14 protein-coding genes and 2 tRNA genes are annotated in these 13,665 nt (G+C 73.2%); 11 read left to right on the plus strand and 5 right to left on the minus strand.

Going from position 1 to position 13,665, the window contains the following annotated elements:
- Nucleotides 1–864, plus strand: a complete 864-nt coding sequence (locus tag IFT90_RS11855; protein ID WP_371812299.1) for an HAD family hydrolase — start codon at nt 1–3, stop codon at nt 862–864.
- 333 nt (nt 865–1,197) lie between these two features.
- Nucleotides 1,198–1,285: transfer RNA gene (locus tag IFT90_RS11860), tRNA-Ser, on the plus strand.
- 187 nt (nt 1,286–1,472) lie between these two features.
- Here IFT90_RS11860 and arfB read toward each other — a convergent pair.
- The gene (arfB, locus tag IFT90_RS11865) at nt 1,473–1,895 is read right to left on the minus strand and encodes an alternative ribosome rescue aminoacyl-tRNA hydrolase ArfB (protein ID WP_192042433.1); all 423 of its coding nucleotides are present in this window, start codon (nt 1,893–1,895) and stop codon (nt 1,473–1,475) included.
- A 67-nt stretch (nt 1,896–1,962) separates the two neighbouring features.
- Complete coding sequence (locus tag IFT90_RS11870) at nt 1,963–2,415, minus strand: hypothetical protein (RefSeq protein WP_192042434.1); 453 nt, start codon at nt 2,413–2,415, stop codon at nt 1,963–1,965.
- A 154-nt stretch (nt 2,416–2,569) separates the two neighbouring features.
- Between IFT90_RS11870 and IFT90_RS11875 the strand changes: the two genes are divergently transcribed.
- Nucleotides 2,570–2,950 carry an HIT family protein gene (locus IFT90_RS11875; RefSeq protein WP_192042435.1) on the plus strand — a complete coding sequence of 127 codons (381 nt, stop codon included), beginning with the start codon at nt 2,570–2,572 and terminating at the stop codon, nt 2,948–2,950.
- Nucleotides 2,951–3,057: 107 nt separating this feature from the next.
- Here IFT90_RS11875 and IFT90_RS11880 read toward each other — a convergent pair whose 3' ends face one another.
- Nucleotides 3,058–3,597, minus strand: a complete 540-nt coding sequence (locus tag IFT90_RS11880) for a TetR/AcrR family transcriptional regulator (RefSeq protein WP_192042436.1) — start codon at nt 3,595–3,597, stop codon at nt 3,058–3,060.
- Between the two features lie 53 nt (nt 3,598–3,650).
- On the opposite strand from IFT90_RS11880, the gene IFT90_RS11885 reads away from it, so the two are divergent.
- The gene (locus tag IFT90_RS11885) at nt 3,651–4,370 is read left to right on the plus strand and encodes an MBL fold metallo-hydrolase (RefSeq protein WP_192042437.1); all 720 of its coding nucleotides are present in this window, start codon (nt 3,651–3,653) and stop codon (nt 4,368–4,370) included.
- Nucleotides 4,371–4,598: 228 nt separating this feature from the next.
- Nucleotides 4,599–5,714 carry a glycoside hydrolase family 6 protein gene (locus IFT90_RS11890; protein ID WP_192042438.1) on the plus strand — a complete coding sequence of 372 codons (1,116 nt, stop codon included), beginning with the start codon at nt 4,599–4,601 and terminating at the stop codon, nt 5,712–5,714.
- 304 nt (nt 5,715–6,018) lie between these two features.
- On the opposite strand, the gene IFT90_RS11895 is transcribed toward IFT90_RS11890, so the two are convergent.
- Both IFT90_RS11895 and IFT90_RS11900 read right to left on the minus strand, forming a co-directional pair.
- Nucleotides 6,019–7,158: a Gfo/Idh/MocA family oxidoreductase gene (locus IFT90_RS11895; protein WP_192042439.1), complete on the minus strand. Its 1,140-nt coding sequence runs from the start codon at nt 7,156–7,158 to the stop codon at nt 6,019–6,021.
- Entirely contained in the window at nt 7,155–7,958 is an 804-nt protein-coding gene (locus IFT90_RS11900; protein WP_192042440.1) for a sugar phosphate isomerase/epimerase, read from the minus strand. Before IFT90_RS11900 ends, IFT90_RS11895 begins: the two co-directional genes overlap by 4 nt.
- A gap of 166 nt (nt 7,959–8,124) precedes the next feature.
- Here IFT90_RS11900 and IFT90_RS11905 point away from each other — a divergent pair, with 166 nt between their 5' ends.
- From IFT90_RS11905 to kdpA, 6 genes are all read left to right on the plus strand, one after another.
- The gene (locus IFT90_RS11905; protein ID WP_192042441.1) at nt 8,125–9,318 is read left to right on the plus strand and encodes a mannosyltransferase family protein; all 1,194 of its coding nucleotides are present in this window, start codon (nt 8,125–8,127) and stop codon (nt 9,316–9,318) included.
- 148 nt (nt 9,319–9,466) lie between these two features.
- Nucleotides 9,467–10,858, plus strand: a complete 1,392-nt coding sequence (locus IFT90_RS11910; protein WP_371812300.1) for an LCP family protein — start codon at nt 9,467–9,469, stop codon at nt 10,856–10,858.
- Nucleotides 10,859–11,404: 546 nt separating this feature from the next.
- Nucleotides 11,405–11,494 (plus strand) — tRNA-Ser (locus tag IFT90_RS11915).
- Nucleotides 11,495–11,734: 240 nt separating this feature from the next.
- Nucleotides 11,735–11,893, plus strand: a complete 159-nt coding sequence (locus IFT90_RS17595; RefSeq protein WP_192042443.1) for a hypothetical protein — start codon at nt 11,735–11,737, stop codon at nt 11,891–11,893.
- A complete protein-coding gene (locus tag IFT90_RS17600; RefSeq protein WP_123547082.1) occupies nt 11,890–11,979 on the plus strand; it encodes a potassium-transporting ATPase subunit F in 90 nt (29 codons plus the stop codon). Before IFT90_RS17595 ends, IFT90_RS17600 begins: the two co-directional genes overlap by 4 nt.
- A 9-nt stretch (nt 11,980–11,988) precedes the next feature.
- The gene (gene kdpA, locus IFT90_RS11930) at nt 11,989–13,665 is read left to right on the plus strand and encodes a potassium-transporting ATPase subunit KdpA (RefSeq protein WP_192042444.1); all 1,677 of its coding nucleotides are present in this window, start codon (nt 11,989–11,991) and stop codon (nt 13,663–13,665) included.

Raw genomic sequence — 13,665 nt, forward strand, 5'->3', positions numbered from 1 at the left:
GTGGCGACGGACTCACCCGTGCCTGCTGGCTCGGGCGCCGTGTCCGGCCCGGGTGTCGTCTCGGCCGACGAGCGCTGGCTCGTCGCGCTCGACGTCGACGGCACCATCATGCAAGAGGGCGGCACCATCTCGGAGGCGGTGGCCGACCAGATCACCCGTCTCGCCTCCCAGGGGCACGCGGTGATGATCGCGACCGGACGGTCCGTGTCGATGACGCTGCCCGTGATGGACCGCCTCGGCCTCGTGTCCGAGTACGTGGTCTGCGCGAACGGGGCGATCACGCTGGGTCGCGACGAGTCGGCGCCGACCGGCTACTCGCAGTTCCACGTCGAGGAGTTCGACCCGACCGACGTGCTGACCACCATCCGCGAGGGCCTGCACGAGGCGGCCTACGCCGTCGAGGACCGCGACGGGGTCATGCGCTACTGCGGCTCGTTCCCCCAGGTGGAGCACACGGGCGGCGCCGAGAAGGTCGAGTTCGAGCAGCTCTTCGACATCGCGGCGACCCGCGTCGTCGTGGTGTCGCCGTCGCACGACACCGACGACTTCCTCGAGGTGGTCGAGCGGATGGGCCTGCAGAAGGTGAACTACAACGTCGGCTGGACGGCGTGGCTCGACATCGCGCCCGACGGCGTGACGAAGGCGACGGCCCTCGAGCGCGTGCGTGCCGAGCTCGGCATCCCGCGCGAGCGCGTCCTCGCCGTGGGCGACGGCCGCAACGACATCGCCATGCTGCACTGGGCCGCCGCCGAGGGCCGGGGCGTCTCGATGGGGCAGGCTCCCGACGACGTGCACGAGGTCGCCAACGAGCGCACCCGCACCGACCTCGACGACGGCCTCGCGGAGGCGCTCGCGCAGCTCTGAGCTGCCGCGGCGGCGCTGCGGCGCTGCCGCATGGCGCAACGCACCGGGTTTCGTGCACTGCACCGCGTCTAGACCCGGTGCGGTGTACGAAACCCGGTGCGGTGTCCTCGCGCGCGGGTTCGCGGGCCGCGGCGGCCTGCTGCCGCCGAGACCCGCGGAACCAGCGCGGACCCTCGCTCGCGCGGAGGGGTGCGCGCGCGTTCGGCTGGTGCGGACGCACCAGCCCCGCGGCGCCCGACGTGTGGGCCAGGCGCCGCGACGATCCTGCCCGGCTGGCGAGGCGCCTCCTCGGCTAGACTCGGCGCGGTCGCACCGGCTCCGGCGGGTGTGCCGGGAGGGCTGTCCGAGCGGCCGATGGAGCTTGTCTTGAAAACAAGTGGGCAGAGATGTCTCGTGGGTTCGAATCCCACGCCCTCCGCCACCACGGCCCGAACGAGCAGCCTCCCGAGCCCGGCCAGCCGGATCAGCCCGCCCAGCCGGATCAGCCCGCCCAGCCGGATCAGCCCGCCCAGCCGGATCAGCGCGCCGAGCCCGCCCAGCCGGATCAGCGCGCCGAGCCCGCCCAGCCTGCTCAGCGCGACGACGCGAATCGCCGGCGTCGAGACGCGCTAGTCGTCCGTCGGGCGGCGGCGCTGCTGCTTCGTGGCAGAGCGCTCGTTCTTCGCGGTGAGTCGACGGCGGTCCGAGCCGCGGGTGCGCCGGGTCGGACGTCGAGGCGCCGCGTCGGGAGCGAGGCCGGCCGCGACCACGTCGGCGAGCTTCGCCAGCGCGGTCTCGCGGTTGCGCAGCTGCGACCGCTGCTCGGACGACGTGACCGTCAGGGTCCCGTCGACGAGCCGGTCGCCGAGGCGGGCGAGCAGCAGGTCGCGCTGGTCGTCGCTGACGGCGGCCGAGGAGGCGACGTCCCACGAGAGCTGCACCCGGCTGTCGGACGTGTTCACGTGCTGACCTCCCGGGCCCGACGAGCGCGAGAACCGCCAGACGAGCTCGGCCGCGGGCACGGTGAGCGCACGCGACACGACGAGGTCCATGCGGTCAGCTTCGCACGAGGGAGGCGCGGGCGGTGAGGGAGGCGCGGGTGGGGCTGGGGCGGCGCGGCTACGCGCCCTGCCCGGTCGCCTTGCGCAGCAGCGCCGCGATGACGGGGCTCGTCGTCTCGTCGACGCTCGCGAGAGCGTACGACGTCGGCCACATGTCGCCGTCGTCGAGCTGGGCCGCGTCCTGGAAGCCCATCGTCGAGTAGCGGCCGCCGAACTTCGAGCCGGGCTGGAAGAACACGACGATCTTGCCGTCCGCGTCGGCGTACGAGGGGAACCCGTACCAGGTCTTGGGGGCGAGCATCGGGGCGTGCTCGAGGACCAGGGCGTGCAGTCCCTCGGCGACGACCCGCTCCTCCTGGGGCATCGCGGCGTGCGCGTCGAGGACCGCCTGCAGCTCGGCCGCCGCCTTGTCCGCGGACTTCTGCCGCTTCGCCTCGGCGCGCAGCTCGGCCGCGCGCTCCTTCATCGCCGCGCGCTCCTCCTTGCTGAAGCCCTGCTCGCCTGACGCCATGATGTGTTCCTCTCGTCGTGGACCCGTCGCCGCTGCTCGCACAGCCGCAGCCGCAGCCGCAGCCGCAGCCACGCGCACGGCAGCCGCGAGCGGGTCGCGCTCATCCTGGCCGCGCACCCCCGGCGCCACAAGTGCGCGCCCCTAAGGTGTGCACATGTCGTCGCCGTTCACGCGCATCCCCGCCGACCAGCACGTCGCCGCGAACGACCTCGCCTTCGCGGTGCGCGACGCGAACCCCGTCTCGCCCGGCCACACGCTGGTCGTGCCGCGACGCGAGGTGGCGACCTGGTTCGACGCGACGGCTGACGAGCACGCCGCCCTCACGGCCCTGGTCGAGGAGGTGCGGCTGCAGCTGGACGACGAGCTCGCGCCCGACGGCTACACCCTCGGCGTCAACGTCGGGGAGGCGGCCGGCCAGACGGTCATGCACCTCCACGTGCACGTCATCCCCCGGTGGGCGGGCGACGTGCCTGCGCCCCGCGGGGGAGTCCGGGGCGTGATCCCCGAACGGCGCGACTACCCGCCGACGCCGTAGGCGGCCAAGGCGGCCGAGCCGGCAGGCGGCCGGGCAGGCAGCCGAGCCGGCAGGCGAGCGCGGAGGAGGCCAGGCGACCAGTTGAAGCGGGGACGGCAGACCTGCCGTCAGGCGATCGACACCGCCGCCACGATCCGCTCCGCACCGAACCGCCAAGCAGCGTCGACGTCGCCGCCGAGGCCGAAGCCGCCGGCGAGCTCCATGCTCACGAAGCCGGCGGCCCAGGCGGTCACCGTGCGCGCCGCCTCCAGCGCCCGGTCCTCGCCCGCGAGGGCACCCGCGTGACGCAGGATCGGCCGGCTCGTCGCTGCACCGAACTCGGGCCGCGCGGTCGGGACGCCCGGCCCCGGCGTCATCACCAGCTGGAACGCCGCCGGCCGCTCGTGCCCGAAGGCGCGGAACCGGTCGACCAGGTCGCCCAGGTCGGCGCTCTCCTCGAGCCGCACGCCCACCTCCTCGAGGGTCGCCTCCGCCACCAGCTGCACCAGCTGGTCCCGCCCCTGCACCCGCTTGTACAAGGAGGGGGCGCGCACGCCGACCCGCTCGGCCACCGCCTGCATGGTCAGGCCGGCCAGCCCCTCCGTCTCGAGCAGGTCGCGGGCGGCGGTGACGATGGCCTCCAAGGAGGTGCGGTCGGGAGTCGGCATCCGTCCACCATACCTATTGACCGTAGCCATGATGGCTATGTATCGTAGCCATCATGAAGATCAGCGAGCACGTCCACCGCCTCGGCAACGACATCGTCGCCTCCTACCTCGTCGTCACGCCCGAGGGCGTCACCGCCGTCGACGCCGGCCTGCCCGGCCACCGCCGTGAGCTGCTCGCCGAGCTCGCCTCGCTCGGCCTCGGACCGGCCGACGTCGCCGGCGTCGTCCTGACGCACGGCGACTCCGACCACGTGGGCTTCGCCGAGTGGCTGCGCCGCGAGCACGGGGTGCCGGTCTTCGTCCACGCGGCCGACGCCTCCCGCGCGAAGGGCGGCGACAAGCCTGCCGGCTTGAAGCAGCAGATGAAGATCGGCGCGATGCTGCAGTTCCTCACGTACTTCGTCCGCAAGGGCGGCGCACGTTCGGCCTGGCTCAGCGAGGTCGTCGAGGTCCACGACGGCGACGTGCTCGACCTGCCCGGCTCGCCGCGCGTGATCAGCGTGCCCGGCCACTCGGAGGGCAGCATCGCCGTCCACGTGGCGCTCGCCGACGCCCTGTTCGTGGGCGACGCGCTGACGACCAGGCACGTGCTCACCGGAGCGGAGGGGCCGCAGCCGGCGCCCTTCACCGACGAGCCCGAGCGTGCCGTCGCGTCGCTGCGCGCCCTGGTCGACACGGGCGCGACGTGGGTGCTGCCCGGGCACGGCGCCCCCTGGGGCGGGGGAGTCGCCGCCGCGGTCGCCGCCGTCGAGGCCGCCGCCGCGCGCCTCTGACCCGCACGCTGCCGCGCCGGGTCCACGCGCGGACAGTGCGCGCACCGTGAGCGTCGAGGAGGCGCCCACCCGACGTGCAGGATCCCGCACCCCAGTCCTGCGCAGCGGGGACGCGCGACGTACCCCCACCCCCGAAGACGGGCGACGTGCGCCTCCGGACGGGGGGTAGGGGCAGCCGCGCCGTCGTGGTGCACTGAGCCAGTCGCGGCGCTCGCCGAGCGGGCCGGCGTGACCGGCACCTCCTCGTCAGCACCCTCCACGCACCTGCTCGCACACCACCTCCTCACCCCGAAGGACCCTCCCGTGATCGACCTCGCCCGCGCGGGCGTCGTCGCCGGGGCCGTCGTCGCGCTCGCGGCCGGTCTCGTCGTCGCACCTCCCGCCTCCTCGTCCCCCGGCTCGGCTGCGGAGGCCGCGGCTCCCCGCACGACCGCGACCACCACCTCCTCGACGATCCGCACCGCGTCGGCCGCGACCGTCTTCAAGGGCGGGCTGCACGTCGAGCAGTACGGTCCCGCGGCCACCGCCGCGACCCAGCTCGCCGCCCAGGGGCGCACCGTCGACGCCGCCGCGGCCCGCACGATCGCGGCGCAGCCGATCGCGATCTGGCTCGGCTCCTGGTACGACGACGCGATGCTGGTGAAGGTGATCCAGCGGAACCTGGCCGCCGCCGAGGCGAAGGGGACGACGCCGGTGTTCGTCACGTACGACATCCCCGGGCGCGACTGCGGCGGGCACTCCGCAGGAGGCGCGGCGAGCGACGCCGCCTACCTGGCCTGGAACCAGAAGGTCGCGACCGCGCTCGCGGGGCACCGTGCCGTCGTGCTGGTCGAGCCCGACTCGCTGGGGCACCTCAGCTCGTGCCCGGCCCTGACCGCGACCCGGACCGCCACGATCGCGAGCGCCGTCGCCGCCTTCTCGCGCGCCGGCGTGCCCGCCTACCTCGACGGGGGCAACTCGAACTGGGTGAAGCCCGCGGACATGGCCGTCAGGCTCAAGGCGGCGGGGATCGACAAGGCCCGCGGCTTCTACACGAACGTCGCGAACTACTACACGGTCGACCAGGAGCGGGCCTACGCCGACGCAGTCTCCGCCGCGACGGGCGGGGCTCGGTACGTGATCGACGTGTCCCGGAACGGGCGCGGGTGGAAGGGCACCTGGTGCAACGCCCCCGGCGCCGGACTCGGACAGACGCCCCGCGTGGCGACCTCGGGGACGAGCGCGCTCGACGCGCTGCTGTGGGTCAAGACGCCCGGCGCGAGCGACGGCACGTGCAACGGCGGGCCCGCGGCGGGCGTGTGGTTCCCGTCGTACGCGACGGCGCTGGTCGCGAACCGGCGCTGAGGCTCGGGCCGGGCGGGAGTCCCTCGGGCCCGTCGCGCGCTGATCGGCTTCCTGCCCGCGTGCGCTCGGAGCCGCAGATGCCGACCGCAGGTGCCCTGCAGCTCCGATCGTGACGGGAAAACCCGCTGTTGCAGGGGGCGCGGTCGGCATTTGCGGAAAGCAGACCCGCCGCGCTCCGGGGAGGACGGGCTGGTCTGAGCATGGGCTGCGCAGTCGCCCGGCCGCAGACGCGCAGGAGGCGCGGCGCGAGCCTCGCTCGCACCGCGCCTCCTGCAGGCGGCCGGGTCGTCCCGGCGGGGCCGACCTAGAGCGTGGCCTCGGACGGGTCCCAGGCCTCGGCGAGCGGCTGCGGCTTCGCGACGGTCGAGGCGACCTCGACGACCGAGCGCGACTCCGCGGCCTCGCTGACCGCGAGCAGCACATCGAGCACGTGCGAGGCGACGGCGCCGCTCGCACGCTCGGCGTCGCCGCCGCGCAGCGCCCGGGCGAGGTCGAGCACGCCCGAGCCTCGGCCGTACGTCGATCCCGCGGCCGTGAGGGTGCTCGGCTCGTCCTGGCCGAAGCGCCAGATCGTCGAGTCGCCCTCGAAGGTGTTGGGGTCGGGCAGCACGATGGTGCCCTCGGTGCCGCTGATCTCGACGAAGCCCATGCGGGGCAGCGCGTTCTGGAACGAGAAGGTCGACTGCGCCGACTGCCCGCCCTCGAACGAGATGAGCGCCGCGTGGTGCGTCGGCACCTCGACGGGGAACTCCGTGCCGGCACGGGGGCCGCTGCCGATCGAGCGCGTGGTGCGCGACGTCGACGAGACGGCGCTGACCGAGCTCGCGGCGCCGAACGCGTGCACGAGCGTCGTCACGTAGTACGGGCCCATGTCGAACAGCGGGCCGGCGCCTTTCGCGAAGAGGAACTCGGGGTCCGGGTGCCACGCGTCGGGCCCTGGCACGTGGAACAGCGTCGTCGCGGTCAGCGGCTCGCCGATGTCGCCGCGGGCGATCGCGCGCATCGCTGACTGGATGCCGGCGCCCAGCACGGTGTCGGGTGCGCAGGCGACACGGACGCCCGCGGCGTCGGCCGCGGCCAGCAGGTCGCTGCCCGAGGTGTGGTCGAGGGCCAGCGGCTTCTCGCTCCAGACGCTCTTGCCGGCGGCGACGATCTGGCGGCCGACCTCGGCGTGCACGGCGGGGATCGTCAGGTTGACGACGATCTCGATCTCGTCGATCGCCAGCAGCTCCTCGACGGTGCCGTGGCGGGGCACGCCGTACTCCTCGGCGCGCGACCGGGCGCGGTCGGCGATGAGGTCGGCGACGAAGAGGACCTCGAGGTCGGGGAACCTCGTCATGTTCTCGAGGTAGGTGCCGCTGATGACGCCCGCGCCGATGACGCCGACTCCGACGCGGCCCGTGCGGCCGGTCCCGCCGGTGGCGTCCGTCTCGACGCCGGTCACTTGTCGTTCTCCGCGAGCCACGCGAGCGACTCGGCGATGCCGTCGAAGACGTCTGCGCTGTAGTCGTCGAACTCGACGACGCGCAGCGCGTGCGGCGCGGCGGCGAGCACGGCGGCGACGTCGACGTCGCCCTGGCCGGCGGGCGTCTGGTTCTTGAACGCGGCGGCGAGGGCCTCGGGCACCTCCAGGGCGCTCTCGCTGCTGGGCAGCGCGGTGGCGATGTCGCCCGAGATGCGGCCGTCCTTGACGTGCAGGAACTGGACGCGGTCGCCCAGCGACCGCAACAGCGCGGGGGTGTCCATGCCGCCGACGGTCGACCAGAAGGTGTCGATCTCGAGCACGACGTCGTCGTTCAGGCGCTCGAGGAAGAACTCGTAGACGGGGCGCCCGTCGACCTTGTTCGCGAACTCCCACTGGTGGTTGTGGTAGCCGAACCTCAGTCCCGTCGCGGCCGCCTGCACCTGCAGCTCGTTGACGCGGTCGGCGATCGCGCGTGCGTCGTCGGCGGTCTGCCAGCGGTCGCTGGGGATGAAGGGGTCGATGACCGTGCCGACGCCGAGCTGGGCGGCGGCGGCGAAGGCGCGCTCGGGCTCGGTCGAGTCGATGACCGGCGCGTGGGCGGAGGGGGCGGTGACTCCCGAGGCGGCGAAGGCCTTCTCGAGCTCGTCGGCGCGGGCGACGAAGTCGTAGGGCTCGACCTTGGTGAAGCCGATCTCGGCGACGCGGGCGACGGCGCCCTGCAGGTCGGCCGAGAGGGCGTCCCTGACCGTGTAGAGCTGGACGGAGGGTGACGAGGTCATGGCGAACTCCTTTGTCGTGGTGGATCTCGTGGTGGCCGGAGGGCCGGAGAGGAAGATCGAGGGCGTGCACGTCAACTCTGTCACTTCTGTCGACCCATGACAAAAGGTTCCCGACGATCGACAGGACGGATCTCGGGATCGAGGAGGCGCCTCCTAGGCTGACGGGGTGCGCCTGCGACTCAGCCCCCGACTGCAGGGCGCCCCTCCCGTGGTCGTCGTGCTCGTGCTGTACGCCCTCTCGCGGCTCGTCTCGAGCGCCTGGCTCGGCGGGCTCTTCTCGCTCGCGATCTCGCAGGGCTGGGCCTTCGCGAGCCATCGTGCCGACCCGAGCTTCGCCTCCTTCTCGGGCTCGTGGGACGCCAGCTTCTACCGGACCATCGCCCAGCAGGGCTACCCGACCGAGCTGCCCGTCGACGACGACGGCCACGTGCTGCCCAACCCGTGGGCGTTCCTGCCGGTGTTCCCGGGGCTCGTGCGCGGCGTCGCGTCCGTGCTCGGCGTCGAGCTCGCCGGGAACGCCTTCTTCGCGATCGGCCTCGTCGTGGCCGTGGTCGCAGGAGGCGGCGCCGCGGTGCTGCTGCACCGGGTCGTCCTCGAGACGGTCGGCCCGCAGAGCGCCCTCTGGGCCGTCGCCCTGTTCTGCTTCGGGCCGCTCTCGTTCGTCCTGCAGGTCGCCTACGCAGAGAGCCTGATGCTGCTGCTCACCTTCGCGGCGCTGCTGGCCCTGGTGCGCCGGCAGTACCTGCTGATGGTGCCGTTCGGCGTCGTCGCCGCCTTCACCCGGCCCGGCGTGCTGGCGCTCGCCCTGGCGCTCGCCGTGACCGCGATCGTGCGGCTGCGACGCGAGGGTCGAGGGTTCAGGAGGCGCGAGCGCGTCTCGGTCGTCGTGGCCGGGCTGCTGATCTCGGCGGCGGGTCTCGCGTGGCCCGTGATCGCGGACCACGTGACCGGCCGCTCGGGCGCCTACCTCGACACCGAGCTCTCGTGGTGGGTCGGGTTCGTCGGGCGCCAGCACTTCGCCCCGCTGACGCCCTGGTTCGTGATGGCAGGCACGTTCCTCGGCGTGGCGGGGATCGTGCTCGTCGGGGTGCTGCTCGGCGTCGTGGCCTGGGCGTTCACCCGTCGCTCGACGCAGGCGATGGGCGTCGAGGTCGTGTCGTACGCCGCGAGCTACCTGCTCTACCTCGTCGCGGTCTTCCTGCCGCAGCAGAGCCTGCCGAGGTTGCTGCTGCCCGTCGCGCCGCTGCTCGGCCACCCCGTGGTCGTGGCCGTGCCGCGCCTCCGGTGGGTGCTGCTCGGGGTCGGCGTCGTGCTGCAGCCCGTCGCCGTCGTGCTGCTCTGGTTCGTCGGCTACCCCTGAACCCCACGAGCCCCCCGTTCTGGGCGACGGACCGTTTCGTCGGGTTCCGCCCGTTACGATGCCGTTCTGCCCGCCCATCGCGCAGGCACGATCCCCGCCGACCGTCACCGGGTCCGCGTCGTGCCCGCGTCGACCGAGAGGACTCCGCGTGACCGACGACCGCGACCGCACCGCCAGCCGCACCGAGAGCCGTACGGGCCGCCGCGCGGCCGAGACCTCGGGCCGAGGCGTCGCCCGTCACGGGCGCCTCCGGGCCACGGGTCCGCTCGGCACGATCGGCAAGGTCGTCGCCGGCGCCCTCGCCGTCGTGCTCGTGAGCGGGGCGTCCGTCGGGGCCATCGCGGCCTACCAGGTGCGCTCGGACCTCGGCACGGGCGTCGCGCTGCCCGCCGCGAAGGGGAAGACCCCGGTCGTCGCGTCCCCGCCGTCCGTCGACGCCTACCCGGGCGGCTTCAACGTGCTCGTCGTCGGCACCGACAACGACGCGGCCCAGGACGAGGGCGCGTTCGGCAAGCGCGACGCCACCCTCAACGACGTCAACATCCTGCTGCACGTGTCGGCCGACCACTCCAACGCGACGGCCGTGAGCATCCCGCGCGACATGGTGGTCCCGATCCCCGCCTGCGCGAAGGAGGACGGCAGCGGCTACTACTCGGCCATGTCCGCCCGGCCGATGAACGAGGCGTACTCGTACGGCGGCCTCAGCTGCGTCGTGTCGACCGTGTCCGAGCTGACCGGCCTCGACATCCCCTTCGCGGGCATGATCTCGTTCAACGGCGTCATCGAGATGTCGAACGCCGTCGGCGGCGTCCCCGTCTGCGCCGCGACCCCGATCAAGGACCGCTACACCGGCCTCGACATCCAGGCCGGCGAGACGGTGCTCCAGGGCGAGCAGGCGCTGCAGTTCCTCCGCACGCGCCACGGCGTCGGCGACGGATCCGACCTCGGCCGCATCAGCAGCCAGCAGGTCTACCTGTCGTCGCTCCTGCGCACGGTCAAGAGCGCCGACACCCTCACGAACCCGACCAAGCTGTATTCCCTCGCACGAGCGGCCGCGAGCAACATGACCCTGTCCGAGCAGCTCACCGACCTCGGCACCATGGTGCAGATCGGCTCGGCGCTGCGCGACCTCCCGCTCGACCAGGTCAACTTCGTCCAGTACCCCGGCACGACCGAGGGCACCGGCGTCTACGCGGGCAAGGTGCAGCCGATCACGTCGGTCGCGACGAAGCTCTTCGACGCGATCCGGGCCGACCAGCCGTTCACGCTCGAGGCAGGGAGCGAGGGGCTCGGTGCGGCGTCCGCCGCCATGGACGACGCGGCTGCGGGCGACGCGGCTGCGGGTGACGTCGCAGGAGGCGCCTCCGCGGCTCCCGAGACTCCCGCCGCCTCCGCGTCCGGGACGCCTGCCCCCACGACCCCGGCGACCGGCACTCCGACCGACCCTGCCGTGGCCCCTGCCGGCCCGGAGGTCATCTCCGGCCTCACGGGCCAGTCGGCGGCCGAGCAGACCTGCTCGGTCGGCTTCCTGCAGAAGTAGTCCTGCCGCCGGCGCCGGCGCCGGCGCGGTGCCCGGCAAGGCGGGAGAGAGGGCGCCCCGGCGAGTAACCAGCTCGCCGGGACGACCGGGGATCCCCGCGCGGGCGCCCGAACGCGCCGTGGGGGGCCCTGCGGTGCCGGGATCAGGGGTTCGGCACCGCAGGGGGTGTGACGTCGACGTCGTCGTCGACAGAGATGCCTCCGGTCGGTGCCGCGTCGGGAGCGGCACAGCGTCGGGAAGTGCGTCGGAGGTCGGGGTCGGCGCTGTCAGGGGGGGAGCCGTCGCGTCCGGGGACGCCCCGTGCTGCCGGGTGGTGCACGACTCCGCCGTCTCCGGCGCCAGGGGTACTCTATGAGTCGGCATATAGGTGGACAAGGCCGGGACGCCCCCCGAAAGGGGGATCAGCGGGTGAAACACGGGTGAGCAGGCCCGCTCGTCGCGCCGAGGAGGTGCGGCTCGGCCCGCCGACGAGGCATGGTTCGGCAGATCGCGTCCAGCCCGCTATGATCGTGGGTGCGCCGTCACGTCCCGCACGAGACTGCGCATGGAGCCGTCGCATAGTTCGGCCTAGTGCACCACCCTGCTAAGGTGGAGTTCCCTTTGTGGGAACCGTGGGTTCAAATCCCACCGGCTCCGCGGGGCCCCGTCGCGTTGTGATCTCGCCAGATCGATGCACGGGGCCTTTTTCTTTGCCCCGGCATGGTCGGACCAGCCGACACGGGGATGCAGGCCTCTCCCAGCCGCACCCCGTCAGCGAACCGCGGGGATGCAGGCCCCTCCGAGCCGCACCGCGTCAGCGAACCGCGAGGATGCTGCCCGCCGCCGTAGGGAACCCGTGAGGACGGCCGTCCGGACCCGTGCGCCGGTGTCTGCTGGGTGACCGTGCCCCCGTCGGGCACGCGACCGGCGCCGCCGGCCGCACCCGCTCCTCCTGGACTCGGAGTCACCACCGTGCTCGACCTCGTCTACCTGCTCGCCATCGTCGCCGTCATGGCGGTCGTCGCCCTCGTGGCGAAGGGGGTGGAGCGCCTGTGACCGCCCTCGGCATCGTCGCGGTCGTCCTCGCCGTCGCCGCCCTCGTCTACCTCGTGGTCGCGCTCGTCGCGCCCGAGAAGTTCTAGGCGGCCGGCGTGAACGACACCTTCGCGGGCCTCCTCCAGATCGCCACCGTCGTGCTGGTGCTCGTGGTGCTGCACCGGCCGCTCGGCGACCACATGGCGCGCACCTTCACGAGCACCCGCGACCTCGCGGCCGAGCGGCTGCTCTACCGCGTCATCGGCGTCGACAGCTCGTCCGAGCAGACGTGGCGGGCCTACCTCCGCGGCGTCCTGGCCTTCTCGGTCGTGGGCCTCGTCCTGCTCTACGTGCTGCAGCGCACGCAGGCGCTGCTGCCCGCCTCCCTCGGCCTGCCGGCCGTGCCGCCCGACCTCGCGTTCAACACCGCCGCGAGCTTCGTCGCGAACACGAACTGGCAGTCGTACTCGCCCGAGCTGACGATGGGCTACGCCGTGCAGCTCGCCGGCCTCGCCGTGCAGAACTTCGTCTCGGCGGCCGTCGGGATCGCCGTCGCCGTCGCTCTGATCCGCGGCCTCGCCCGCGCTCGCAGCGGCACCCTCGGCAACTTCTGGGTCGACCTCACCCGCTCGGTGACGCGCATCCTGCTGCCGCTCGCGGTCGTCGCAGCGTTCGTGCTGCTGGCCGGCGGCGTCGTTCAGACCTTCGCCGCGCCCGAGACGGTCGGCACGCTCACGGGAGGCTCGGCCGTGATCCCGGGCGGGCCGGTGGCCTCGCAGGAGGCGATCAAGCTGCTGGGCACGAACGGCGGCGGCTTCTTCAACGCCAACAGCGCGCACCCGTTCGAGAACCCGACCGCCTGGACCAACCTGTTCCAGGTCGTGCTCATGCTCGTCATCCCGTTCTCGTTGCCCCGCACCTTCGGCCGCATGGTCGGCTCGGCCCGCGAGGGCAGGGCGATCGCCGCCGTCATGACCACCATCGCCGTCGTCTCGCTCACCGCGATGACCTGGGCGGAGGTCCGGGGCGCCGGCACGGCTCCGCAGCTCGCCGGCGGTGCCCTGGAGGGCAAGGAGGTGCGGTTCGGCGTCTGGGGATCGACCCTGTTCGGCTCGACCTCGACGCTCACCTCGACGGGCGCCGTCGACTCGATGCACGACTCGTACACGGCGCTCGGCGGCATGGTCGCGATGATCGACATGATGCTCGGCGAGATCGCCCCCGGCGGGGTCGGCTCGGGGCTCTACGGGATCCTCGTGCTCGCCGTCATCACGGTGTTCATCGCGGGGCTGCTCGTCGGCCGGACGCCCGAGTACCTCGGCAAGGCGATCGGGCCGCGCGAGATCAAGCTCGCGAGCCTGTACATCCTCGTCACCCCGACCCTCGTGCTCACCGGCACGGCGCTGAGCTTCGCGATCCCGGCGGTGCGCGCCGACGTCGAGGGCACGTCGATCTGGAACCCCGGCCTGCACGGCTTCAGCGAGGTGCTCTACGCCTTCACGTCGGCCGCGAACAACAACGGCTCGGCCTTCGCCGGGCTCACGGCGAACACGCCCTGGTTCAACACGGCTCTCGGCGTCGCGATGCTGCTCGGCCGGTTCGTGCCGATCGTGATCGTGCTCGCCCTCGCCGGCTCGTTCGCCGCCCAGGGCAAGGCGCCCGCGACCGCGGGCACCCTGCCCACCCACCGCCCGCAGTTCGTGGGCCTCCTCGCCGGCGTCTCCGTGATCGTGACGGCGCTGACCTACTTCCCCGTGCTCGCACTGGGGCCGCTCGCCGAAGGGCTGAACTGA

The organism is Frigoribacterium sp. CFBP 8766 (assembly GCF_014841435.1).
In the GTDB taxonomy this organism is placed as follows: domain Bacteria; phylum Actinomycetota; class Actinomycetes; order Actinomycetales; family Microbacteriaceae; genus Frigoribacterium.